This is a genomic window from Arthrobacter sp. ok909 (genome assembly GCF_900104405.1).
Taxonomy (GTDB): domain Bacteria; phylum Actinomycetota; class Actinomycetes; order Actinomycetales; family Micrococcaceae; genus Arthrobacter; species Arthrobacter humicola.
On sequence record NZ_FNJS01000036.1, the window covers coordinates 1 to 24,621 of the forward strand.

General features: G+C 63.8%; 17 protein-coding genes and 1 pseudogene. 9 read left to right on the forward strand and 9 right to left on the reverse strand.

Annotation, left to right across the window (positions count from 1 at the left end; genetic code table 11):
• The 9 genes and pseudogenes from BLR03_RS20375 to BLR03_RS20420 all read left to right on the forward strand — a co-directional run.
• A partial coding sequence (locus BLR03_RS20375; protein ID WP_217639818.1) for an aminomethyl transferase family protein occupies positions 1–948 on the forward strand: 948 nt, incomplete at its 5' end.
• Entirely contained in the window at positions 941–1,576 is a 636-nt protein-coding gene (locus BLR03_RS20380; RefSeq protein ID WP_091256076.1) for a sarcosine oxidase subunit gamma, read from the forward strand. The genes BLR03_RS20375 and BLR03_RS20380, both read left to right, overlap by 8 nt.
• Positions 1,576–2,949 (forward strand): L-serine ammonia-lyase, encoded by a 1,374-nt coding sequence (locus BLR03_RS20385; RefSeq protein ID WP_091256078.1) that lies wholly within the window; start codon positions 1,576–1,578, stop codon positions 2,947–2,949. Before BLR03_RS20380 ends, BLR03_RS20385 begins: the two co-directional genes overlap by 1 nt.
• A 102-nt stretch (positions 2,950–3,051) precedes the next feature.
• A complete protein-coding gene (gene pdxS / locus BLR03_RS20390; protein WP_091256080.1) occupies positions 3,052–3,966 on the forward strand; it encodes a pyridoxal 5'-phosphate synthase lyase subunit PdxS in 915 nt (304 codons plus the stop codon).
• A 344-nt stretch (positions 3,967–4,310) separates the two neighbouring features.
• On the forward strand, positions 4,311–5,510 hold the full coding sequence (locus BLR03_RS20400; protein WP_091256084.1) for a pyridoxal phosphate-dependent aminotransferase: 1,200 nt from the start codon (positions 4,311–4,313) through the stop codon (positions 5,508–5,510).
• Entirely contained in the window at positions 5,507–6,466 is a 960-nt protein-coding gene (locus BLR03_RS20405) for a 2-hydroxyacid dehydrogenase (protein ID WP_091256085.1), read from the forward strand. The genes BLR03_RS20400 and BLR03_RS20405 overlap by 4 nt, the downstream gene beginning before the upstream one ends.
• Positions 6,467–6,736: 270 nt before the next feature.
• Positions 6,737–8,296 (forward strand): Re/Si-specific NAD(P)(+) transhydrogenase subunit alpha, encoded by a 1,560-nt coding sequence (locus tag BLR03_RS20410; protein WP_091256086.1) that lies wholly within the window; start codon positions 6,737–6,739, stop codon positions 8,294–8,296.
• Between the two features lie 71 nt (positions 8,297–8,367).
• Complete coding sequence (pntB, locus tag BLR03_RS20415; protein ID WP_091256122.1) at positions 8,368–9,768, forward strand: Re/Si-specific NAD(P)(+) transhydrogenase subunit beta; 1,401 nt, start codon at positions 8,368–8,370, stop codon at positions 9,766–9,768.
• An 878-nt stretch (positions 9,769–10,646) separates the two neighbouring features.
• A pseudogene (locus BLR03_RS20420) lies at positions 10,647–10,988 on the forward strand (transposase); the annotation flags it as partial.
• 283 nt (positions 10,989–11,271) lie between these two features.
• Here BLR03_RS20420 and BLR03_RS20425 read toward each other — a convergent pair.
• The 9 genes from BLR03_RS20425 to BLR03_RS20465 form a co-directional block, all read right to left on the reverse strand.
• Entirely contained in the window at positions 11,272–12,795 is a 1,524-nt protein-coding gene (locus BLR03_RS20425) for a glycoside hydrolase family 32 protein (protein WP_091256089.1), read from the reverse strand.
• Positions 12,796–12,901: 106 nt separating this feature from the next.
• On the reverse strand, positions 12,902–13,828 hold the full coding sequence (locus BLR03_RS20430; RefSeq protein ID WP_091256091.1) for a carbohydrate kinase family protein: 927 nt from the start codon (positions 13,826–13,828) through the stop codon (positions 12,902–12,904).
• Positions 13,829–13,985: 157 nt separating this feature from the next.
• Complete coding sequence (locus tag BLR03_RS20435; protein ID WP_091256093.1) at positions 13,986–15,065, reverse strand: LacI family DNA-binding transcriptional regulator; 1,080 nt, start codon at positions 15,063–15,065, stop codon at positions 13,986–13,988.
• A gap of 38 nt (positions 15,066–15,103) precedes the next feature.
• Positions 15,104–16,009 (reverse strand): carbohydrate ABC transporter permease, encoded by a 906-nt coding sequence (locus BLR03_RS20440; protein ID WP_091256094.1) that lies wholly within the window; start codon positions 16,007–16,009, stop codon positions 15,104–15,106.
• Positions 16,006–16,887 carry a carbohydrate ABC transporter permease gene (locus BLR03_RS20445; RefSeq protein WP_091256096.1) on the reverse strand — a complete coding sequence of 294 codons (882 nt, stop codon included), beginning with the start codon at positions 16,885–16,887 and terminating at the stop codon, positions 16,006–16,008. Before BLR03_RS20445 ends, BLR03_RS20440 begins: the two co-directional genes overlap by 4 nt.
• A gap of 47 nt (positions 16,888–16,934) precedes the next feature.
• Positions 16,935–18,269 carry an ABC transporter substrate-binding protein gene (locus BLR03_RS20450; RefSeq protein WP_091256097.1) on the reverse strand — a complete coding sequence of 445 codons (1,335 nt, stop codon included), beginning with the start codon at positions 18,267–18,269 and terminating at the stop codon, positions 16,935–16,937.
• A 48-nt stretch (positions 18,270–18,317) separates the two neighbouring features.
• The gene (locus BLR03_RS20455) at positions 18,318–19,757 is read right to left on the reverse strand and encodes a glycoside hydrolase family protein (protein WP_091256098.1); all 1,440 of its coding nucleotides are present in this window, start codon (positions 19,755–19,757) and stop codon (positions 18,318–18,320) included.
• A 527-nt stretch (positions 19,758–20,284) separates the two neighbouring features.
• Positions 20,285–22,225: a glycoside hydrolase family 32 protein gene (locus tag BLR03_RS20460; protein WP_254788617.1), complete on the reverse strand. Its 1,941-nt coding sequence runs from the start codon at positions 22,223–22,225 to the stop codon at positions 20,285–20,287.
• Between the two features lie 342 nt (positions 22,226–22,567).
• The gene (locus BLR03_RS20465; protein WP_091256102.1) at positions 22,568–24,166 is read right to left on the reverse strand and encodes a glycoside hydrolase family 68 protein; all 1,599 of its coding nucleotides are present in this window, start codon (positions 24,164–24,166) and stop codon (positions 22,568–22,570) included.
• Between the last annotated feature and the right edge of the window lie 455 nt (positions 24,167–24,621).

Genomic DNA, 24,621 nt, shown 5'->3' on the forward strand with positions numbered 1-24,621 from the left:
CTCGCCCCGGGCTCGGCCCGCTACGGCGTCATGTGCACCCCGGACGGGATGATCTTCGACGACGGCGTCACCTTGCGCCTGGACGAGGACCGCTTCTTCATGACCACCACCACCGGCGGCGCCGCCAAGGTCCTGGACTGGCTGGAGGAATGGCTGCAGACCGAATGGCCCGAACTGGACGTGCACTGCACCTCGGTCACGGAGCAGTGGTCCACGATCGCCGTCGTCGGTCCGAAATCCCGCGCCGTCGTGGCGAAGCTGGCACCGGAACTGGCAGCCGACGGCGGCCTGGAGGCCGAGGCCTTCCCGTTCATGACCTTCAAGGAAACCACCCTCGCCTCCGGCGTCCAGGCCCGGATCTGCCGGATCTCGTTCTCCGGCGAACTGGCCTATGAAATCAACGTTCCGTCCTGGTACGGGCTGAGCACCTGGGAAGCGGTGGAAGCGGCCGGTGCGGAGTTCAACATCACCCCGTACGGCACCGAAACCATGCACGTGCTGCGCGCCGAGAAGGGCTACCCGATCGTCGGCCAGGACACCGACGGGACCGTGACCCCGCAGGACGCCGGCATGGAATGGGTGGTCTCCAAGGTCAAGGACTTCATCGGCAAACGCTCCTACACCCGCCAGGACGCCGGCCGCGCCGACCGGAAACACCTGGTCAGCGTCCTCCCCGTGGACGGCACCATCCGGCTCCCCGAAGGCACCCAGCTCGTGGAGCAGGGCATCACCGTCAACCCCGCCGACGGGCCCGTGCCCATGCAGGGGTTCGTGACCTCGAGCTACCACAGCGCCGCGCTCGGCCGATCGTTTGCCCTGGCCCTGATCAAGAACGGCCGCAACCGCATCGGCGAAACCCTGGTCGCGGCCGCCGGCGACCAGCTCGTGAACGTCGTCGTCGCAGAAACCGTACTTTTTGACCCCGAAGGGACCCGCAAAGATGGCTAACACAGCAGCACTCAATGGCATCAATGGACTCCGGGGAATCCGCCGCAGCCCCGCCTCCCACCTGGCCGCCGCACTGGAATCCGGCTCCATCCAAGGAAAAGTGGTCCTGAGCGAGGGCCCGTTCCAGACCATGGCGGGCGTCCGCGTGGACCCCCGCACCGAGGAAGGCTCACGGATCGCCGCCGTGGCCGGCAGCCTGCCGGCCCGCTGCGGTGAGGTGGGCGGCGGCAACGGCGTCAGCGTCCTCTGGTTGGGACCATCCGAGTTCCTGGTGGTCGCACCGGAAAATGCCCACGACTCCCTAGGCGGAAACCTCATCGGCTCCCTCGTGGAGGCGCTGGACAACGCCCCGGGCCAGGTGGTGGACCTGTCCGCCAACCGCACCACGTTCGAACTCACCGGCCCACGCGCCCGCGCGGTCCTGGAGAAGGGGTGTGCCCTTGACCTGCACCCCCGCAGCTTCACCCCGGGAACGGCCCTGAACACCGAGGTGGGCAACATCCCGGTGGTCCTCCAGAAGACCGGGGACGAAAGCTTCCGGCTCTTCCCCCGTGCCTCGTTCGCCGAGTTCCTGGGCCGGTGGCTTCTGGACGCAATGAGGGAGTTCGCTTCCCCTGAGGTGCCCTGATGGCCCTTAGCGTCCTGGACCTGTTCTCCGTGGGCATCGGGCCGTCCTCCTCACACACGGTGGGCCCGATGCGGGCAGCCAAACGGTTCGCCGACGGACTCAAGGGCGACGGACACCTAAGCTCCACCACACGGGTCCAGGCCGAGCTGTTCGGCTCCCTCGGCGCCACCGGCCGGGGCCACGGGTCCGACAAGGCCGTGGTCCTGGGCTTCCAAGGGCTGGATCCGGAAACCGTGGACACCTCCACGGCCGATGACCAGGTGGCCGCTGCTGCCCTCGACGCCGAACTCATGATCGGCGGGAACCACCGGGTGGACTTCAACTGGGACGAGGATGTGGTGCTGCACAGGCGCAAATCGCTCCCGGCGCACCCCAACGGCATGACCTTCCGGGCCCTGGACCATGCCGGGGCCGTCCTGAGCGAGCGGAGCTACTACTCAATCGGAGGCGGCTTCGTGGTGGACGGCGACGCCGACGCCGACGACCGCGTGGTGGCCGACACCACCGTCCTTCCTTACCCGTTCACGACCGCCGACGAGCTCCTGGCGATCTGCAAGCGCGAAGGCATGTCCATCTCCGACGTCATGCTGGCCAACGAACTCACCTGGCGCAGCGAAGCCGACCTCCGCGACAAGCTGCTGGCGCTCTGGGCAGTAATGCGCGAATGCGTGGACAATGGCTGCAGCGCCGAAGGGATCCTTCCCGGCGGACTGAACGTCAAACGCCGCGCACCGTCGTTGTTCCAGACTCTGACCGCAGACACGGGCGTCACTGACCCCCTGCGGGCGATGGAGTGGGTGAACCTCTTCGCCCTCGCGGTCAACGAGGAAAACGCCGCCGGTGGGCGCATCGTCACCGCCCCCACCAACGGCGCAGCGGGAATCGTCCCCGCCGTCCTGCACTACTACGTCAAGTTTGTGCCCGGAGCCGACGACGACGGCGTCGTCCGCTTCCTCCTGACCGCGGCCGCCGTCGGAATCCTGTTCAAGATCAACGCCTCCATCTCCGGCGCCGAAGTTGGCTGCCAGGGCGAGGTGGGCTCGGCCTGCTCGATGGCAGCCGCGGGACTCTGCGAGGTACTCGGCGGAACACCGGAACAGGTGGAAAACGCCGCCGAAGTGGGGATCGAACACAACCTGGGCCTGACCTGCGACCCCGTCGGCGGGCTGGTGCAGATCCCGTGCATCGAACGCAACGCGATCGCCAGCGTCAAAGCCATCAACGCCGCGCGGCTATCCCTGCACGGGGACGGCTCGCACAAGGTATCCCTCGACAAAGCCATCAAGACGATGAAGGAAACCGGAGCGGACATGATGACCAAGTACAAGGAAACCTCCCGCGGAGGGCTCGCCGTCAACGTGATCGAGTGCTGAGCCCTGAAGTACCGGAAGTCCCAAGTGTGAACAAGCACCCGTGCATTCGTCCCACTAGTAAATGCCTGGCTTCACAGGCATCCCGCCCCATTGGAGCAAAAAGTGTCCCCTAGACCACTCCCATACGAACACGTCATTGTCGCCGGCAGCAGCCGCGTCAAGCGCGGCATGGCGGAGATGCTCAAGGGCGGCGTCATCATGGACGTCGTCAACGCCGAGCAGGCCCGCATCGCCGAAGACGCCGGAGCCGTGGCAGTCATGGCGCTGGAACGTGTTCCCGCCGACATCCGTGCCCAGGGCGGCGTGTCCCGGATGTCCGATCCCGACATGATCGAAGCGATCATCGCGGCCGTGTCCATCCCGGTCATGGCCAAGGCCCGGATCGGCCACTTCGTCGAGGCCCAGGTCCTGCAGTCCCTCGGCGTGGACTACATCGACGAGTCCGAGGTCCTGACCCCGGCCGACTACACCAACCACATCGACAAGTGGAACTTCACCGTTCCCTTTGTCTGCGGTGCGACCAACCTGGGTGAGGCCCTGCGCCGCATCAACGAGGGCGCGGCGATGATCCGCTCCAAGGGTGAGGCCGGCACCGGGGACGTCTCCAACGCCACGACCCACATGCGCCAGATCCGCGCCGAGATCAAGAAGCTCGCCTCCATGCCCGAGGACGAGCTCTACGTCGCGGCCAAGGAACTGCAGGCCCCGTACGAACTGGTCAAGGAAGTCGCCGCGACCGGCAAGCTCCCGGTGGTCCTGTTCACCGCCGGCGGCATCGCCACCCCCGCCGACGCCGCGATGATGATGCAGCTCGGCGCCGACGGCGTGTTCGTCGGCTCCGGCATCTTCAAGTCCGGCAACCCGGCCCAGCGTGCCGCCGCCGTCGTGAGAGCAACCGCGTACTACGACGACCCGGACGAGATCGCCAAGGCCTCCCGCGGCCTGGGCGAAGCCATGGTCGGCATCAACGTCGACGAGATCCCGCAGCCGCACCGCCTCGCCGAGCGCGGCTGGTAAAGCGGATCATGGTGGCTACGAGCCCAAGCCAGACCTCCGCCGGACGTGGGCCGCGTAGCGACTGGGCCCGGCTGACGGGTCACACGGTGGAGGTGTGGCTATCGGGGGAGCACATCATGACCGGCGTGGTGGAACAAGCAGCTGACGACGACTCCGTCCTCTGGATTGCGGCCGCCGGAAACAGCACGCGAAGGCTCTTCGATAAGCCGACGGGATACCGGATCCGGGCCTAGCCGTGGGCCTCGGAACGGCACAGGTCAACCTGCCAAACCGCCGCCACGCCGCAAAAGCAGCAATTAGTAACGCAGAAGATCGATCACAATCTCGATGAGGAGTGGAACAGCATGCGGAAGCTCGCGAACCGGCTCGAACGTCTGGGCACCGAAACTGCCTTTAGCGTCGCCCAAGCCGCGGCCGCTTGGAAGGCGAAGGGGAACCCTGTGTACCCCTTCCATCTCGGCGACATCAACATCCCGACGGCCCCGCATATTGTCGAAGGAATGAACCGGGCCATCGCCGACGGCTACACGGGCTATTGCCCGGGCCCAGGCATCCCGCAGTTGCGCGAGGCCCTAGCCGAAGACATCGGGACCCGCCGGGGCATCGAGTTCTCCCCTGACAATGTCGTGGTGATGACGGGCGGCAAACCCGTTATCACGAAGTTCCTGCAGGCCGTCATGAACCCCGGCCAGGAAGTGCTCTACCCGAACCCCGGCTTCCCGATCTACGAATCGCAGATCGAGTACCTCGGTGGCACGGCCGTGCCTTACCGATACCTGCCCACGAGCCAGGGCTTCGCGATCGACCTCGACCAGGTGCGCGCGTCGATCACCCCTAATACTGTCGCAATCGTCTACAACGACCTGCAGAACCCCATCTCGGCCGAGTCGACGGCGGCCGAGCGGGAGGCAATCGCACAGCTCGCCCAAGAGCACGATCTCTGGGTACTGTCCGATGAGGCGTACTTCGAGACCCGCTATGAGGGTGTTTCGAACTCCATCGTGTCGCTTCCCGGCATGGCGGAGCGCACCGTGATCCTCTACACCTTCAGCAAGAAGTTCGCCATGACCGGATCCCGCCTGGGCTGCGCCGTCGCTCCGCTCGAGATCGCCAAAATCCTCAGCACACTTAACACCAACGATGAGTCCTGCACGACGCACTACGTGCAATGGGCCGGCGTCGAAGCGCTCCGTGGCACCCAAGAACCCGTACAGCAGATGCTCGACATCCTGCGCGGGCGCCGGGACGCCGCATGTGAACTCGTGAACGACATCTCCGGCGTGCACGTCGCCGTCCCACAGTCGACGTTCTACCTATTCCCAGACGTCACAGAGGCCATGGCGCGCATGGGTTATACGGCAGTCGGCGATTTCGCCTCCGCAGCCCTGTACGAAACCGGCGTCTCCTTCTGCACACGTGAACACTTCGGCCGCCGCCAGCCCGGCGAAGACCGCCAGTACATCCGGCTCGCCTACTCGGGTATCGACGTCGCCGATATCCGCGACGGCCTCGGCCGCCTGCGCAAATGGATCGAGACGGCATGAGCCGGGTCGTCGTCACGGGACGTATACCCGAAACCGCACTCGAAAAGCTGCGCGCGGAGCACGAAGTCGATGCCTGGGAAAGTCCGGAGTCGATCGGCCGCGAGGAGCTCCTGCGCAGGGTAGTCGGGGCCGATGCCGTGGTGAGCCTGCTCACCGAACGCGTCGATGCCGAGCTCCTCGACGCCGCCGGCCCGCAGCTCAAAGTGGTCGCGAACGTCGCCGTCGGCTATGACAACATCGATGTGCCCGCCTGCACCGAACGGGGCGTGGTCGCCACCAATACACCCGGCGTGCTCACGGAGGCCACGGCCGACATCGCGCTCGGCCTCATCCTCTCGGCGACACGCCGGCTCGGTGAAGGGGAACGGCTCATCCGCTCCGGCCATGACTGGAAGTGGGGCATGTTCTTCCTGCTCGGCAGCAGCCTGCAAGGCAAGACCCTCGGCATCGTCGGCATGGGCGGCATTGGACAGGCGACCGCACGCCGGGCCAAGGCCTTCGGCATGGACATCATCTACCAGTCACGTCGCGAAATCGATCCCGGGGTTGCCGCCGAGCTGGGCGCCCGGCGGGTCGGGCTCGACGAGTTGCTGGCCAATTCCGACATCGTTTCCCTGCACTGCCCCTACGGACCGGCCACCCACCACCTGATCGGCTCCGGGCAACTCGCGGCCATGAAGGATTCGGCATACCTCATCAATACCGCGCGGGGCCCAATCATCGACGAAACAGCCCTCGCCGCCGCGCTGCGCGAGGGGCAAATCGCGGGTGCCGGGCTCGACGTTTTTGAGAACGAGCCCAGCGTGCACCCCGGATTTCTCGAGCTCGAGAACGTGGTGCTCGTGCCGCACCTCGGTTCCGCCACAGTCGAGACCCGTTCCGCGATGGCGATGCTCGCCGCCGACAACGCCCTGGCAGTGCTCAGCGACGAACGACCGCCCGCGCCGATCAATTAGAGGCGACTGGCGCCACGAACGAGACGACAACCCGGCCGAGTACGAGCCCCGTCCCAAAGGGATGGGACCCGAGACTATTCAGCCTCCGACGTCGTCCGTCCCCGCGGCCGTGTCTCCGAGGAACATGCCCTCCGCAACAGGCACTGCGAACTACGGGGGCCAGCCCGGCGACGGAACCACCGTGGCCGCTGCTCTTCGTAGGCCGGACAGATCCCTACTGCCTCCCGGCAGCAGAATTTACCGGGCATCCCATCTTAGAGAGAGAATATAGTGACACATATTGGCATCGTGGCCGAGCTAGGTAATGAATCCCGGGTGGCAGCGACGCCCGTCACTGTGAAGCAGTTGTTGGAGTTAGGCTACGAGGTTGTGGTCGAGAAGGGCGCGGGGGAGTCCTCGTCCTTCAGAGACGACATGTATGTCGAAGCCGGTGCACTGATCGTCGGCGCCGACGAGGCGTGGGGCAGTGAGGTGGTGCTGCGGATCAACCCGCCCACCGAGGATGAGATCCGCCGTCTAGCCGACGGTGCGACGCTTATCGGGATGTTGAGCCCCGGATTGCGGCCGGAGCTGGTCGAGGCGTTGGCGACCCGTCCAATCACGGCGCTGGCGTTGGACGCCGTGCCGCGGATCTCGCGGGCGCAGTCGATGGATGTGCTCAGTTCGATGGCGAACATTGCCGGCTACCGGGCGGTCATTGAGGCCGCGCACGAGTTCGGCCGGTTCTTTACCGGTCAGGTGACTGCAGCGGGCAAGGTCCCGCCAGCGAAGGTCCTGGTCGCCGGCGCCGGTGTCGCGGGGTTGGCGGCAATCGGCGCGGCGTCCAGCCTGGGCGCGATTGTGCGGGCGACGGACCCGCGGCCCGAGGTTGCTGACCAGGTGAAGTCCATCGGCGGAACCTACCTCAAGGTCGAGGTGGAGGAGGAGATGAAGTCCTCCGACGGGTACGCGAAGGCCACGTCGGAGGCCTACAACGCCCGGGCGGCGGAGATTTACTCGGAGCAGGCAGCGGATGTGGACATCATCATCACCACGGCCCTGATCCCCGGGCGTCCGGCACCGAGGCTCCTCACCGCCGAGGACGTGGCCGCCATGAAGTCCGGCAGCGTGATCGTGGATATGGCCGCCGGTCAGGGCGGCAATGTCGAAGGCTCCGTCGCCGGTGAACGCGTCGTGACGGATAACGGTGTGGTGATCCTGGGTTACACGGATCTTCCGGCCCGGTTGCCGGCCCAGGCGTCCCAGTTGTACGGGACAAACATGGTGAACCTGCTCAAGCTCCTGACCAAGGACAAAGACGGGCAGCTGAATATCGACTTTGATGACGTGGTGCAGCGCTCCGTGACGGTGGTACGCGACGGTGAGAAGACCTGGCCCCCGCCACCGGTCCAGGTCTCAGCCGCCCCGGCTCAGACCGAAACCAAACGCGCCCAGGAGCGGGCTGCCGATAAGGCGGTGAAAAAAACAGGATTGGGCCCTGCCCGTAAGGCCGGGCTCTTTGCCGCAGGGATCGCGGTGCTGTTCGGGATCAACGCGGTCGCCCCGGCGCCGTTGCCCCAGCACTTCACGGTCCTGATGCTCTCCATCGTGGTCGGCTTCTACGTCATCGGGAAGGTCCATCACGCCCTGCATACCCCGCTGATGTCCGTCACGAACGCGATCTCGGGGATCATCGTCGTCGGGGCTCTGCTGCAGGTCACCTCCGACAACGTCGTGATGCAGGTGCTCGCCGCCGTCGCGGTCCTGCTGGCCAGCATCAACATCTTCGGCGGCTTCGCCGTCACCCGGCGCATGCTCGCCATGTTCTCGGCCGGGAAGGCACGTTCATGAGCGCCGCAGCCGAAGCAGCAGCCCGAATCGTCTCAAGGAGCTTTACCGTGTCTGACACCGTCTCCGGTCCGTTGACCGCCGACTCTATCGCTGGGGCGGCCTACATCGTCGCAGCCCTGCTGTTCATTCTCAGCCTCGCCGGGCTGAGCAAGCACGAGAAAGCCCGGTCCGGGGTCATCTACGGCATCACCGGGATGATCATCGCCCTCGTGGCGACGATCTGGCTGACCCTCCAGGACGCCTGGGGCACCGGCGCTGCCCTCCCCGGACTGGTCCTGCTCGTCGCCGCGATGATCGTGGGCGGGGCCATCGGGCTCTGGCGCGCCCGGGTCGTGGAAATGACCGGGATGCCCGAGCTGATCGCCTTGCTGCACAGCTTCGTTGGCCTCGCCGCGGTCCTCGTGGGCTGGAACGGCCATCTCGAGGCCCCGGACCTGTCACCGGACCTGACAGCCATCCACCACGCCGAGGTGTTCATCGGCGTGTTCATCGGCGCAGTGACCTTCACCGGTTCGACCGTGGCGTTCCTGAAACTCTCCGCCCGGATGAAATCCTCACCCCTGATGCTGCCGGGCAAGAACGCGATCAACCTCGGCGCCCTCGCCGCCTTCGTCGCCCTGACCGTCTGGTACGTCAACGACTCCCAGCTTTGGCTGCTGATCGTCGTCACCCTCCTCGCCCTTGGGCTGGGCTGGCACCTGGTGGCCTCCATCGGCGGCGGCGACATGCCCGTGGTCGTGTCCATGCTGAACAGTTACTCGGGCTGGGCTGCCGCGGCGGCCGGCTTCCTGCTGAACAACGACCTGCTCATCATCACCGGTGCCCTGGTTGGCTCCTCGGGCGCCTACCTGTCCTACATCATGTGCAAGGCCATGAACCGGTCCTTCATCTCCGTGATCGCCGGCGGATTCGGCATCGCCGCCCCGGCCGCAGCGGACGCCGAGTACGGTGAGCACCGCGAAATTACCGCCCAGGCCACCGCGGAAATGCTGACCAACGCCTCGTCCGTGGTCATCACCCCCGGCTACGGCATGGCAGTGGCCCAGGCCCAATACCCCGTCGCCGAACTCGCCCACCAGCTCCGCGAGAAGGGTGTGAATGTCAGGTTCGGCATCCACCCTGTCGCCGGGCGCCTGCCCGGGCACATGAACGTCCTCCTCGCCGAAGCCAAAGTCCCCTACGACATCGTCCTGGAAATGGATGAAATCAACGACGACCTCGGCGACACCTCCGTAGTACTCGTCATCGGCGCTAACGACACCGTCAATCCCTCCGCCGCCGAAGACCCCGGCAGCCCCATCGCCGGGATGCCTGTCCTGCGGGTCTGGGAAGCCGAGAACGTCATTGTGTTCAAACGCTCCATGGCCGCCGGTTACGCAGGCGTTCAAAACCCCCTGTTCTTCCGCGACAACTCCCAAATGCTTTTCGGCGACGCCAAAGCCCGCGTCGAAGACATCCTCAAAGCGTTCTGACAGAAGGCACGTCATGGGCTTCTTGCAGTTCATCATCCCCCCGCACTGGCGGCGTACGTACGATCAGCCAACCCCCGGCGGCGATGAGGACAAAACCTCGCCCCAAGATCGAGCTCCGCACAACCGCATTCGCCAAGGCGCGGTCCGATCGTCTCCGTCCGCCCCGCCACAGACATGCGAGGTTTCTGCCGCGCGGGAAATGCCCAGTATTGACGCATTCGGCGCTTCACCCTGGGCTGGCCTTCATTACCGGCACGAGTTCCTGCTCCACCACCGGCACGAACTGCTGGCGTACGAGGGGGATGCATAACCCGGCAAGCTACTTGGCGAACACACCTGTGCTGCCAGAGGGGTGTCAGCGTGTTCGGTCGCTGATCACTGCGAGATTTTCGACGGTTGCAGGCGAGCTCAGTGAAAGCAGGCGGGGCGTGCCTATGCAACCGGGGGTGACCTCACCGGCCCCCGAGAACATAGCTTTCATGGACGAATGCAAAACTTCTTCTGACCTAAAACGCCTAAGTCCCAGCAAGCGGGCGTTTTCGCAGCCACTTCTACTCCCGTGCCTTTAACGCCTGTGAGGATTGGGGTGGCTGGTCTGGGATTGGCTGGCAGAGTAGGTGCAGGCCGTTCCATCCGGCGGTTGTGACTCATTAGACGCTTGGCCCCGTCCGAGGGTGTCCTGTTATCGACTTGTCCGTCTGTTGGGTGGGCGGCCGGCACCTGCCCGGCCCACCTCGGTGACTTGATCAGAAGGTTGTCCGCTCCCACGCGGGGCGTGGCTCGTCACAGTGCTGTTCCGAAGTGACCTCTACCGGGACTGGTACCGGCCCGTAACGGCCTGACCATGTCCGCGAAATGAGGAAGGTGCCAGAACCGCTATGACTATCGTTGCGCATTCCCACCCGTTTGTCGTGGGTGTCGACACCCACGCCCGGAAGCACGTCTTCGCCATCATTGCCGCGGCGAACGGTGACCGGATCGAAAACCGGGATTTCCCAGCGACGGGGGCCGGGATCAACCGCGCCATTGCTTGGGTTGCCCGTCGCACCGAGGCCGATCTGGCCACTCTGTGGGTGATTGAGGGCGCGGCTTCTTATGGTGCCGTGTTGGCTGGTGCAGTCGCAGCTGCCGGCTACCAGGTCGCCGAAGCCACACGCATGGACGCCCTGCCGCGTCGTGGGGTTGGTAAGTCGGATCCGTTGGACGCGCACCGGATCGCTGTGCCGGTTTGCATGCTCCCGTCTGCCCGAGACCTCCAGGAAGTCTCTTGACTGGTAACGGCAAAACGGGGAACGCCACACTGCCGCCGAAACCTTGAATATGAGAATGGCCGACGCGGATGCGCGTGGGCCATTCTCATTCTCCGGATTCGAGGTGTCCTTGCCGGCGGGTAGCGAATTTGTCTTCAGTGATGTCCAAGTACTCGTTCATTTCAAGGCTCTCCCCCATGCAAAATCAGACTGGGCTGATAATGGACCTTCTGTCGTGTCGTCTTCCCTGCGATCATGTTCCGTTGGTTCCCCAGGTCGTGTCCGTGGTGATGCAGCTATCAACGGTGGCGCTTCCGTCCAGCGCGTAAAAGGTCAGGGAAGTCAGTGGGGAGTCGGGGAAGATGGCGTCCGTGAGGGTGATCTCACCATCATGAATGAAAAGTTCTATGGAGTTGTGGTCTAGATAGACTCTCATCTGGAGCCGGCCGTCCTTGGTGGGGGCCGGTGCTCGGTCGATGGATGGAAAAGTGGGGTGGAAGTTCGTGTTCCGGGCTGCAGTTCTGTCCAGGAACAAGATTCCTTCAGCAGGCCTTACTCCTATCCGAATTTCGCTTCCGGGCCCTTGAATGCGGAAACCCACTTCTCCCGAGTCCTGGATGTGCAGGACTATGTCGATGATTCCGGCCCCCTGCAACCCGGCGCGGAGCTGGCATTCACTACTGTCAAGGACAATCGGCCCCTCCTTTGCAGCGGACGGCTCGGATGCCGGGTTGAGGTCGCTCACCGCTGGTCTCTGGATCAGGTGGGGGCGGCCGTTTCGGGTGGCGAGAGTGACTTCCCTGGGGAGGGACATCTGCCCCCGCCATGGAGCAGTGGGGACGGCTTCGGCGTAGTCCCAATTGTTCATCCACGCGATCATGATTCGCCGCTTATCGGGTGCGTCATTGAACGAGACGGCGGCGTAGTAGTCTCTGCCCCAATCCAGCCAGTCATATCGCTGTAGCTGCTGCCCCGGGTCGGTTGAGTCATCTGCCTCAGTCGTTTCGGAGGTGAATGTGACTCCGTCGAAGTGGCCAACAAAGTATTGCCCCGCCGAGCCGCCGTTTGGGCCGCCTGGATTGAGGTTCACGGTGAGGACCCATTTCATCCGCCCAGGATCGCCGTCCATGGGGAGGGGGAAGAGGTCGGGGCATTCCCAGACGCCGCCCGTGGCGTTGGCCGGACCGAAGTTGCTGAGGTACTCCCAGTGTTTCAGGTCTTCGGATTTGTAGATGACGACCTCCCGCTGTTCAGCTTCGACGGCGACCATGACCCAGTAGGTGTCATCGGTGCCCGTGTAGCGGAAGACTTTGGGGTCGCGGAAGTGGGCGGAGTGCCGGGTGAGTATGGGGTTGTTCGTGTACTTTTTCCAGGTGGTGCCGTCGTCGAGGCTGTATGCGAGTGATTGTGCCTGGGTTCCGGACCGTTTGGACGAGGGTTTGTAGGCGCTTGTGTAGATGGCTATGAGGGGCTTGGCGTCGTTGTCCCCGAGTCCGCTGCTGTTTGTGTCGTCGAAGACGATGCTGCCTGAGTAGATTTCTTCTTCGTCGTCGCAGGGTATGGCTATGGGGTGTTCAGTCCAGTTGTGAAGGTCCGGTGAGGTCGCGTGTCCCCAGGACATGTTTCCCCACGTGGTCCCGTACGGATTGGCTTGGTAGAAGAGGTGGTATTGGCCGTTGTGGTGGATGAGTCCGTTTGGGTCATTGATCCACATTTTTTCTGCGGTGAAGTGCAGGGCTGGCCGGAGCGTGGAGCGCTTGTCTGTTGTGATTGTCATGGTCAGGCTCTCTGTATAGAACGCCGGGGCCGGTCAGGGTGGAGCTGAGGCCTTGGTCTGTGTGAATTGGGTGTGCGGGGGCTGCCGTGTTTTCAGTCATGACTGCTCATGCGGCGAGAAGTGCTTGCAGTTCTTCGGCAGTCGGCAAGTGGGCGCCAGGTCGGCTTACAGTGATGGCTGCCGCGGCCGATGCGACTCCGGCGACTCTTTCAAGGCTGGAGGGGCTCAGATCATGTCCTCCGGCGGTGTGCAGCCCCACAATGAGTGCCGCCATGTAGGAGTCACCGGCTCCGATGGTGTCGGCGACACTGGCCTGAACGGCGGGGACGAGGAACTCAGCCTCATGGGACAGAATAAGCGACCCGCTTGAACCCATGGTGACGACGGTCAGGTCTGCGCCCAGCCCCCGTACACGCCGCGCTGTGTCTTCAGGGGATAGTCCCGGGTAGAGCCAAGCGGCGTCTTCATCGCTGAGCTTGACGACGTTGACGAGCGGAATGAGGTCTTCGAATGCGGTCTTTGCCTGGTGATGGCTGCCGAGGAGCTGTGGACGGATGTTGGGGTCGTAGGTAATGGTGCATAGGCCAGCCACGCTTTCGAGGAGGTCACGGACTTGTCGTGCTCCGGGCTCAAGGAAGGAGGCGATGGATCCGGTATGCAGGATCCTGGGGACGTAGGTGGGAGCGACGCTACCTAGATCCCAGGCGATATCGAATTCATAAGTGGCGGATCCGTCGTCGGAGAGGATGGCTGTGGCGGTGGATGTGGAGGTGCTGGACTGCGAACCGGGCAGGAGTTGAACACCTGCGCCGGTGAGGTGGGCTACCAGAGCCGCGCCTCTGTCATCTTTGCCGATCGATGTGAGGAAGCCGGTGGGGATCCCGAGCCGGGCGAGCCCGTACGCGACGTTTGCCGGTGATCCTCCGGGATGTTCGACGGAGGATGCTTTGGTTTGCAGGACGATATCCGTGAGGGACTCGCCGACGACGATCACGTCGGGTTTTTCGAGGCGTAGGGCTGCGTGGCGGGTCATGAGGGTTCTCCTGAGTGGGCCTTACCTTGAAGGCACGGAAAAGCGCGGGTTAGGCCGTGGCGTCGGCACCAAAGCCTGACGGTACGACGAAAGTCACCTGGGTCTGCCTCCGGCGCGGCGGGGCAGGCGGATGGGCTTCGCGGGTGCCTGGGGTTGGCTAGGCGGGGGCCAGTGCCCGTACCGAGTTTCGTTCCACGGTGGGGCAGTGGATTTTTGCGGGGTCACTGGTCTGGGCTTCTTCAAGGCCGAGCAGCATCCTCACACCGGCTGCACCCAGTTCGTAGTGGGGGAGAGATACCGTGGAAAGCGGGGGCCGGAGGTGCGCGGCGATGACTTCCTGGTTGTCGAATCCCACCACGGCTATGTCGTCCGGGATGGAGAGGCCGTGTTCGCGTAGCCCGTCGTAGAGTCCCATAGCCATTCGGTCGTTGTAGCAGTACACGGCTGTAATGTCGCGTTTGAGGAGTTCCTCGGTCGCTCCGTATCCGCCTTCCTGGTCTGGGTAGGCTTCCAGGACCAGGCCCGCGTCGAATGGGATGCCTTCTGCTTCCAGCGCTTCCTTGTAGCCCTGGAGGCGTCCGTCCTTCGCCGGGGCGGGGATGGTGGCGTTGATGAAGGCGATCCGGCGGTGGCCGTGTTTCAGCAGGATTTCCGTGGCTGAGCGGCCGCCTTGTATTTCATCGGGGACGACAGCCCGGGCGCCTCGTTCCGTCGAGAAGCAGTTGACGAGGACGAAGTCCGACTCCCGAAGGGAGGCCGGTATGTCCGTGGCTCGGTGGAACCAGGTCGAGTAAAGGATTCCGCGTACTTTGTATTCGAGCATCATGGCAATCGCGTCGGTCTCAAGCTCGCGGTTGCCTTCGGTATTGGCGATCAGAAGGGCGTAGCCGTGCTTCCAGGCCTCATCCTGTGCACCGTGGATAATCTGGCCGGCGAACGGGGTCGTGGCGATGGCGTCGGCGACAAGGCCGATGAATCGGGAACTGCCGCTGACCAGGGTTTGAGCCATGGCATTTGGCCGGTAGCCAAGGTCCCGGATGGCACCCAGCACCCGTTTGCGGGTCTCGTCGGATATTCGGGCGGACTTTTTCTTGTTCACGACCAAGGAGACGGTGGCTGTGGAGACGCCCGCAGCCTCCGCGACTTGTCGGAGGGTGACGGGGTGGGCGCGCGTGGGCTGCTTCTGGGCTGCAGCCGCACCCGATGGCGTGCCCGAACTATTCTCCATTGAAATCATGTGCCCTCCTGCAGGAGTATATCCGCCTGTTGTTGCTTTCATCCCTTGGTCGCACCGCTTTCCAGGCCCTGGATCATCGCCTTGTTGAGCACGAGGAAGACCAGCAGCAGCGGGGTGATGGTGACGCAGACGGCGGCGAACGTCGCCGTCCAGTCGGTCTTCCCCATGGCCCCGATGTAGTTCTGCAGCCCCAGCGGGATCGTCTTGAGCCCCTCTGAGAGGACAAAGGTGTTGGCGAAGATGAAATCGTTCCAGATGAAGATGCTGTTGACCAGCACGACGGTTACGACGGTGTTAACCGACAGGGGCAGGGTGATGAGCCCGAAGATGCGGTACGGGCCTGCGCCGTCCAGCGAGGCCGCCTCGTACGTTTCCCGGGGGATGTAGTCAAAGAACGAGGAGAAAAGGTAGATCGACATCGGCAGGGCGAAGCCCGCCAGGGGAATGATCATCGAGGGGTAGGTGTCGAGCAGGTTCACCGTCGAGTAGTCGATGAACAGCGGGACGAGAGCGATCTGCACGGGCACGATGATGCCGATCAGGAACAGGCCGCGGACGACCTTGCTGAACCGGAAGCCGAGGACCTGGAGGGCATAGGCGGCCATCATGCCCAGCAGCACGATCAGCACGTTGGCGCCCATCGTGACGATGAAACTGTTGACGATGTTCATCGCGAGATTGCCGGTCTGGAACGCTCGGACGTAGTTGTCGAAGGTGATCGCTTTGGGCAGTGCAAACGGGTCGCCCGTCGCGAAGTCCTGTTCGGTGCGCAGGCTGGTGATGAAAAGCCAAGCGAGCGGGTAGACCTGCACGATGACGATGAGGGCGATCAGCACCTTTGACAGTGTGCTGTAGAGGGTGGGCTTGCGCCGCCTGCGCAGCGGAGGCGGACTGCCCGGCGAAGTGATGACGGGTCTGGTAATCGGAGCTGCTTGCGCGGTCATGCGTCCGCCTTTCGTTTGAGCATGAGGAGGATGAGCCCGACGGCGACCAGACACTCGACGACGATGAACACCGAGATCGTGCTGGCGTAGCCGAAGTCGGTGCTCGTGAAGGCTGTCTTGTACATATAGGTGGTCAGCAACTCCGAGGACTGTCCGGGGCCACCGTTCGTCATCAGGTAGGGGATGTCGAATCCGCGCAGGCCGTAGGTTGTCGCCATGATCGCGGTGGTGATCCAGACGGGCCGGATGTGGGGGAAGCGGATCTTGGTGAACAGTTGCCACCGCGACGCGCCGTCGAGGCGGGCGGCTTCCTCCAGTTCCAGTGGAACGGACAGTAGCGCCGCGTAGAGGATGAGCATGTACAGGCCGGTGAAGCGCCAGCCTTCCGGTACCGATACAGCGGCAAGGACGGTGTTCACGTCGGAGAGCCATGCGTGTTCAAGGGCGCCGAGGCCGATCCAGTGCAGAACCTGGTTGAGCAGGCCCACCGGGTCGATCGAGTAGATCCGCACAAAGAGGAACGCGATGGCCACGGTGGAGATCACGGCCGGCAGCAGGTAGAGAGTCTTTATGAGTTCGCGGCCGCGCCGCAGGGAGGTGAGGAGGCTGGCGACGAGCAGCGCACCGCCGAGCTGCAGGACCAGGCAGATGAACAGGTAGCCAAGTGCATTGAAGAAGGAGCGCCAGAAGACGTCGTCGCCGGTGAACATTCGTATGTAGTTGGCGAAGCCCACGAACTCCATGTCGCTGATGCCGTTCCAGGAGAAGAAGCTCAGGAACAGGGACTGGAGGATGGGGAACAGTACGGCGGCGCCGTAGAGCAGCAGGGGTGGGAGCAGGAATACCAGGACTGAAAGTCGCGACCTGTTGGGGAGCATGGCGGGGGCCTTTCGGGTGGGGGGCCGGAGCCCCCCACCGCTGCGTGTTATTTGAAGAACTTCGGTGCGTTTTGCGCGATGGTGCTGTCCATCGTGCTGGTGAACTGTTCGGGCGTGATGTTGCCCTGGACGAGGAGCACGAGCTCCTGCTTGAGCCGGGAGTCAGTCGTCGGGTCCAGCTGGGTATCCCACGGCATGGCCTGCTGATCCCCGAGGTCGCTGGCCGCCCCGAGGGCTTTCGTGTACAGCGGAGTCGCATTCGCCGGGGTGGCAGTCTTTACGTCGGTCGTCGGTGACAGCGCGCCGGTGGCCGCGTACTCCGCGGGGTACTTCGTCAGTGCGAACTTGAGAAAGTCGCTGACGAGCGGGTCGTAGGTCTTGGTGTTGACCGCCATGCCGATTCCGGACGGGGAGACGTATTCGTTGGCAGTGGTGACGGATCCCTGCGTTGTCGGCAGGGTCATGAAATCGATGTTGTCCCGAACCGCCGGGTCAAGCTTGTCTGTTGCCAGGCTGGGCAGTTCCCACGTGCCGATGTTGTACATGGCGGCCTTGCCGGAGGTGAACTGGTTCTGGGCGTCGGAGTAGCCCTGCGAGGAGAAGCCGTCCTGGAAGCACTTGGCTTTGCCGAGGGCGGCCATCCAGTCAACGGCCTTCTTCCCGGCAGGATCGGAGAACTTTGCCTCGCCCTTCTTCAGCTTCTGGAGGAAGTCGGAGCCCGCCTCCCTGAACGCCTGGTAGGCCACGTACCGTTCCAGCGGCCACTGGTCCTGCCCGTCGATGGCGATCGGTGTGGTGCCGGCGTTGCGCAGGGCCGTGCACATCGCGGGGATGTCATCCAGCGACTTTGGCACCGAGACGCCGGCCTGCTGCAGGAGAGCCTTGTTGTACCAGATGAACTCCAGTTCGAACTGGAACGGGACCATGTACAGCGACCCGTCGTCGAAGCGCTGGTAGTTCAGCGCGTTGGGGCGGTAGTTGTCGTAGACGCCCAAGTCTTTGAGGAGTTTCTCGGCGTCGACCATCTTGCCCTGCTTGGCAAGCTGCTGGGCGAACGGGGTCGCGTCCGTGTCGAACAGCTCGGGAAGCTTGTTCGCGGCGGCGAGGGTCTCAAGCTTCTGAATGTAGGAGGGCCGGTCCGGGGTGGTGATCAGGTTCAGCGAGAAGCCCGGGTGGTCCTTGGCGTAGTCGTCCGCGATCTTCTTCATGATGTTGATCACCGCCCCGTCGGCGGGCCGGGAGAGCAGCCACGAGATTTCCCGCGGTTTGATCTCGCCGGTCGGGCTCACGTTGGTGGGGCTGGCGGCTCCTCCGCCGCCGCAGGCGGCCAGTGACAGGGCAGCTATGGCCGCTACGGCAGCCGTGCGAATTAGTTTCTTCAAGGGGAACAATCTCCTTTGATTGGAAGAGAGTATGCGGTGGAGGGCTATTTAGTTGTCTGTGCGCTTACGTATCTCAAGTTCGGTGACGGTGACGGATCCTTCGCCGGCGAAAACGCCCAGCCGACCGGCGGGCAAGTCGTAGATCCTGGCGCTGAGGGCCACCTGCCGGTCCAGAACGGCCACGCACAGGTCGCCATCGAGGATGACTTCCAGGGTGTGTTCGCCGGGGGCGAGGTCGCAGGGGCGCTCCAGTTCGATGTCGAAGGGAACGTCACCGGAGACGTGCCATTGCGCGTCTCCGGTGATGGTCCTTGGCCACCGGTCGAAGACAAGACGGCCCCGCTTCGGTTCCAGTCGCAGAACGTAGGACCGGTCCCCGTCGTCACTTGAGCACAGCAGCAATCCGCACTCTGTGGTGTCAGGTTCGATCTGCAGAACCGCCCTGGCATAGAACTGCGGAGGCAGGACTTCACGGGACACGATTGCCGCATACCCATCCGGAGCGTGCAGGGCGGCAGGAAGCGCGCGGTCAAACGTTACGGGGATCTCGTCCCAGAAGCTCTCCACCAGTTCATCGGCGAAGGAGAACGCCAGGGTGCCATCGGGGTTCTGGTGTGCTTCGAGGACGGACATGGTGCCGGCCCACTGCCAGGGTCCATCGTCACGGTTGCCTTCTTTGCTGGCGATCCAGCCGAAGAAGAACCGGCGGCCGTCCCGCTCGGCGCTCTTTGAGGCGTAGAAGGCGCGCCCGTCGATGCTGTCCAGATTCGGGACCGTCCACGGGCCGTCGGGGCTCGTGGCCATCCGGTAGCGGGTCGTGAAGGACTCGGAGAACTCCGAGTAGACCATGTACCACCAGCCACCCCAGGCGAAGACGTCCGGGCATTCATGCGTGATGTACCGGCGCGGATCCCAGAAAGGTTCGGTGTGCTCCCAAGTCATCAGGTCGCTGGACACACACTGGGCGATGACGCCGCGACGGCGTTCCGGTCCGTCGGAGTGCCGTGCCGCCAGCAGCATCCGCCACTGGCCTGCGGCCTCGTCCCGGAAGACGAAGGGATCCCGCCAGTCCCCGGACTCGTAGTCGGCCGGGGCGCCGAAGGTCAGTTCCGGGTGCTTGACCCAGGTCTGCATCCCATCGGTGCTCGTCGCGTGCATGACGAGCTGCAGGGGCGCACCGTCCGGTCCGAGGTTGCGCGGGTTTTGGCCGGTGTAGAACAGGTGATGGATTCCGGTTTCATCGACGACGACGCTGCCGGTGTAGGCGTTGAAGTCCAGATCACTTTCACTTCCGTGCTGGAGGGAAACGCCCTGGTCCTCAAACTGCGTGAGGTCTTTAGTGGTGACCAGGTTCCACGAGGTTCCCGGCTTGGGGTCGGTGCGGACCTCGTGAAGGTAGAAGAGCCAGAACTCCCCGTCCTTCTCGAAGGGGATGAGATCTCCGACCCATCCATCGGTGGGCTGGAAGAATACTGGGGGGCGAGTCATCGGCGGTGATGTCCTGTCTGCTAAAACGCTTGATCATCCAAAGATACCCATCCTGCGAAGCTTGATCAAGCGTTTTAGCAAAATGGTTGCATCCTCGTTGATTGAGCTCTACACGGAAGGAATCAACGCCTCCTTCCCTCGGATCCGGCCCGACAACCGCCTCCACCGCCGCCTCATCAATCACAGCAGCCACGGCTACCTCCTAATGCTCTGGAATTACAGTCGCCGGGTTGGGCGCCAGCCTTGCCGTGGTGACCCGCGGCGAGGAGGAGTCACTGGTGGCCATTCCTGCCGCAACACCCCACATCTCGGCCGTCAGGTCCGCGGGTGGCGGATACCATCGGTGCCGGCGGGTCCCACATGGCCGCCCTGATTTACGGACTTTGGCCCAAGGTGCGGCAGGGCTGGGGCGTGACGTCCTTGGAAAGCCCCGATCGCACGGCGTCGATGACTGCGGCTATCGCCGTCCGCGGGCCGGGCGCGGCCGCCCGCGGCCGGCGAACTGACGGCCTCCCGCGAGTGACCGGTCAGTGCGTCGGGGCCAACTGCCTGTAGCTGAAGGACTTGAGCGTCAGCGCACCCCCGGCGGTGACGGCTTTGATGCTTTGCGGCCCGGCCGTGGGGAAAACGAGTGACGTCATGGTCTTTTCCCCGCCGTTGATGAAGACCTCTACCGAGCAATAGTCGACGAAGATTGTTAGCTCGACTTTCCCGTCTCGCGGCGGGCTGACTGCGCGGCGCGTTGCCGGGTAGTCCGGACTGAGTTCGGCGTTGCCTGTGGCGGCGGCATCGGCATCGCGGGAGATGAATGCCGATTCGTTCGCAAAGTCATATCCGACCGTCGCGAACGTTCCGCCGTCGCTTCCGAGTTCGATCCTGGCTTCGGATCCGTCGTCTTCCGCCGTCCGCTCGAGCGTGAGATCGAGCCGGTATGACCCGCCCTCCGGAGCCGGTAGCCGGCCTGCGCCATCAGGTGTGATTCGGCGTTCCCCGGTCGTTGCCAAGGGGCCTTCGATGGACTTCATGGCGGCGGTGGGTGTCGACACAAGGGTTGGCTTGCCGGCGATTGTTTCGAGCCGGATGTCGCGCACGATGGAGTCGGCGCCGCCGTGCCAGTCCTCGGTGGGCAGTTGCCGGGCGTAAGCCCAGTTGTTCATCCACCCGATGGCGTGCCGGGAGTACATCCGCTGGCTTTCGGTGAGTCTCGGATCATCCCACGTCACGGCGGCGTAGAAGTCGGAGCCGGCATCGAGCCACTGATGGTGCTCCTCCGATGCTGTGAAGCGGGTTCCGTCCCATGCGCCAGTCCAGTAGGCAACGCCCGTGGTGAATCCCTCCCCGCTCCCGTTGGCGCTTGCGGCCAGGACCCAGGTCCGTTTCGAGGGATCACCGTCGAGGTCCAGTTGGAAGAGTTCCGGGCATTCGAGGGTGCCCAGGCCGTTGCGTTCGACGCCGGACGCGTAGTGCCAGTCCTTCAGATCCGGCGACGTATACATGCCGATCTTGTTGCCTTCGGCGAGGGTCATCACCCATTGGCCGTGGGCGTCATCGCGGATGATTTTAGGATCCCGCCAGTTCGGTTGGCCGGGGTTTTCCATGACCGGGTTCTGCGCATACGCGGTGAAGGAGTATCCGTTGTCGGTGGAATAGAACAGGGATTGGCGCTGGATGCCCTGGTCCTGTTGCGTCATGACCGCGATGACGGCGTCTTTGCCAAAGCCGGCCGAGTTGTCGTGGTCCACGACGGCGCTTCCGGTCTCGATGTCGCCCAGCCCGTTTTTGTACTTGGCGATCGCGATCCCCTCGTCCTTCCAGTGCACCAGGTCTGTGCTTGTCAGGTGGTACCACTCGGTGCCGTTCTCCTTCGGATACCCGGCGTTGTAGAGGTAGTAGTAGTGCCACATCCCGTCAACCAGGATCGGTCGCTGCGGATCGTTCATCCAGTTCTTCCCGGGCGTGATGTGATAACTCGGCCGGAACCCCGATGCCCCCTCGGGCCGGTCGAAGGCTGACACCGCGGGCGCCGGGGTCGGCCGTGGAACGCCCAGATCCGCGAGCATGGACTGGACGGCTTCGGGAGTCATGCAGTCCGGGCGAACCACTTCACCTGATCCTGCCCGAACCACCCGGGACTCTCGACTGGACATGACGTCGACGTCATCTCCGATGCGTGCGGCTGCCAACCACCCGTTGGGGCATTCGATGCTCCGCAGGTCCGCCACGCCCTCGGTCCGGATCGGATGCGTCAGCTTCTCAAGAGTGCGGTCACCGCCGCTGAGCCAATACGAGCCGTAACGCCCCTGGGATTCCTTGGCTTCGGCCTGGGCACCGGCGATGCTCCGGAGCGCCTGCTCGGCCTGGTCGTGGGCAGCCGGACGGGATGCCGCAGCCAGGACCAACGTTCCCGCGATCAGCACGACGGCGGCCGCTGCTGCCACCACAGTCCATGCCGTTCGGGTGCTCAGCATTCCGGGAGAGAATCTCACTGCGGCAAGTTTGCGGATCATCCGGACAAAAGAGACTGCAGGCATTCTCCAACATGGCGGCTGCCGGTGTCGAAAGGGCTTCAATTTTTCAACGCCAGCGGGCGTACATAATTCTTCATTCAACTTTCCTGGTTCTGGTGGTGCCGCGAAGCCGCTCCGACCCGGCCGGCAGTGGCATGCCGGCCGTGAGAGGTGCTAGTTTCCTGGCCCCGGCGCGCGAGTCCAGTCCACCTCATCCACGGCCCATACATCCGGAGGGAGGAGGCGCCCGGAATTCCGGGCGCCTCCTCCCAACGACTGCCCTATTGCTGCCGTATTACTGCACTACTTGTAGAGGCCGGCGCCGCCGATTTTGACATTGGTGGGCAGGTATCCGAACGGGCCGAGGCCGTTCTGGCCGAAGGCGCGGTCAACTGCCGAGACGCCGTTGCGGAAGTTGATCTTCACGGTCGGTGAGAGTGAACCGCCGCGGACGCCGTTCACGTTGTCGATGAAGGACTGCACCAGGCCGCCGGGCTGCACGTAGTGCGAATAGGCCTGGAACTGGCGGCCGTTCTGGCGGGGATCCGGCCCGTCGGGCGCATTGGCCGGCATGTTCAGGTCCGTGGGGGATCCCAGGGTCAGGCCGCTGTTGTTCATCGGCTGGTAGTCGGAGCGGATGCCGTCGCCCACAAAGCCGTAGACGCCGTCCGGGCCGCGCATTCCGTCCGCGTAGGTGAACTGGTGGCTGATGGTGAACAGGTAGTACTTGTTCTTGCCGTTCTCGTTCTGGATGAAGATCTGCGGCCGCTCGGTCTGGTCATTTACACAGTTGGCGGACAGGATCGGAGGCAGGAAGTGCCACTGGGTCAGGTCCTTGTTGTCCGCGACGGCCAGGCCCACGTTGGCGGTCTGGAACCACGCACCGGTGGTGGTGTTCACAGTGTTGGTGGTTTCGGCGTGGGGATCGCCGGGCTGGTAACCGAGGTCCTGGTCCGTGCACTTGTAGTCGCCACGTTTGCCGCCGGTGTTGCCTTCGAACACCATGAAGGTCTTGCCGGGCTGCGCCGGGTCTTCGAATGTGTACGGGTCCCGGAAGGCGAAGCCCGGGTTCTGGGCTTTGTTCTGGTACATGACGCCGTCCGGCTCAAGGAGCTTGGTGTGTTCGAAGCCGTCAAAGCTCACGCCGTTCTGGTCGGCGTGGATGTTGCCCAGCGCCTTGGCGATCACGGCATCCGGGGCGATGCCCCCGCCGCCGGCGTTGCGCTCGGCAATGTCGTAGAACGTGGTGGCCGTGTAGAAGACGTTGACATGGTCCCCCTGCATGAGGCGGGTGGAACCGGACCATTCGGTGTTGCCGATGGAGGTGTTGTCCAGGAACAGGTGTCCGCCGTAGTTCCACTTGTCCTTGGCCGGGTCAGCGTTGGTCTTGCGGAAGAAATAACCGATCCGGGCGTTCCAGTGCCGCTGGTCGAAGCCGTAGCCGGCATGGCGGTCGGCAACGAGTGAGAAGATGACGTCCCAGCCCTTGTAGCTGATCTGGTTTGCGTTTTCGTCGGTCAGGGACCAAGTGTCCCAAACCCACACATCGTCGTTCATGGCGGGGAAGTCCGTGGGGATTTCCGGCATGGTGACGTTCGGGCTCATGGAGTTTTGGCCCGGGGCCACGTTTGTGCTGCTTTGGGCCATGATCTGCTTGGCGTCTGCCCGCGTCCACTTGGAGGTGAAGGCAGCGGCCGGATCGAACGACTGCTGGGTGTGTTTCGTGGGCAGGGGAAAGCCGGGCGTCGGGGCCGGCATCTGCTCGCTGCTCGGCGGATCCGAGGGCGCGCTTGCCTGTGCCGACGGAACGGCAAGGAAGGCGGAGGCCGCTACGGCCGCCGCCAGTGCTGCGGCGACAGAACGCCACCGCAGCATCCGAGGTGTATTGGGGTGCTTGTGCATGTTTGCTCTTCTCGCGGAGTGAGACCATTCGTGGAAGATGGGCGGGTGCCCTCATTTCCCGAAACTCCGGCGGTCCTCCCGACACCGCAGGTGTCATCGAGGACGCCATTGTGTCGAGGGGACGGGGCCTGGGTAGGGTCCAGTCCAGTGGCCCGGGAGCGTGTTGATCTCCGGGACGTTCAACACCGTAGACAGCGAGGGCGAAGATTCAAAAACACATTTCAGACATCAAGGAGGCTTCCAACTAGAGCTATGTAAGCGCTTGCATATTCAACGCGCGCGTGGCACACCCCCAGTGTTGAGTCAAATGTTTCATCATAAATATGATTTAATTTCCACGTGGCCGGCTGTTTTCCCGTTTGTTGTCCCGTAGTCGCTGTTCGTCCAGCCCAAGACGGCCGTTACAGGATCATCATTGAGCCAAGGGCGTGGGGTTGGGCGGGGTCTGTTGGTGA

Excerpts from the sequence above, each read along its gene's own strand:
- BLR03_RS20380 (WP_091256076.1), top strand. The coding sequence starts at position 941 with ATGGCTAACACAGCAGCACTCAATGGCATCAATGGACTCCGGGGAATC.
- BLR03_RS20385 (WP_091256078.1), top strand. The coding sequence starts at position 1,576 with ATGGCCCTTAGCGTCCTGGACCTGTTCTCCGTGGGCATCGGGCCGTCC.
- BLR03_RS20400 (WP_091256084.1), top strand. The coding sequence starts at position 4,311 with ATGCGGAAGCTCGCGAACCGGCTCGAACGTCTGGGCACCGAAACTGCC.
- BLR03_RS20405 (WP_091256085.1), top strand. The coding sequence starts at position 5,507 with ATGAGCCGGGTCGTCGTCACGGGACGTATACCCGAAACCGCACTCGAA.
- BLR03_RS20425 (WP_091256089.1), bottom strand. The coding sequence starts at position 12,795 with ATGACAATCACAACAGACAAGCGCTCCACGCTCCGGCCAGCCCTGCAC.
- BLR03_RS20430 (WP_091256091.1), bottom strand. The coding sequence starts at position 13,828 with ATGACCCGCCACGCAGCCCTACGCCTCGAAAAACCCGACGTGATCGTC.
- BLR03_RS20435 (WP_091256093.1), bottom strand. The coding sequence starts at position 15,065 with ATGATTTCAATGGAGAATAGTTCGGGCACGCCATCGGGTGCGGCTGCA.
- BLR03_RS20440 (WP_091256094.1), bottom strand. The coding sequence starts at position 16,009 with ATGACCGCGCAAGCAGCTCCGATTACCAGACCCGTCATCACTTCGCCG.
- BLR03_RS20445 (WP_091256096.1), bottom strand. The coding sequence starts at position 16,887 with ATGCTCCCCAACAGGTCGCGACTTTCAGTCCTGGTATTCCTGCTCCCA.
- BLR03_RS20455 (WP_091256098.1), bottom strand. The coding sequence starts at position 19,757 with ATGACTCGCCCCCCAGTATTCTTCCAGCCCACCGATGGATGGGTCGGA.
- BLR03_RS20460 (WP_254788617.1), bottom strand. The coding sequence starts at position 22,225 with ATGCTGAGCACCCGAACGGCATGGACTGTGGTGGCAGCAGCGGCCGCC.
- BLR03_RS20465 (WP_091256102.1), bottom strand. The coding sequence starts at position 24,166 with ATGCACAAGCACCCCAATACACCTCGGATGCTGCGGTGGCGTTCTGTC.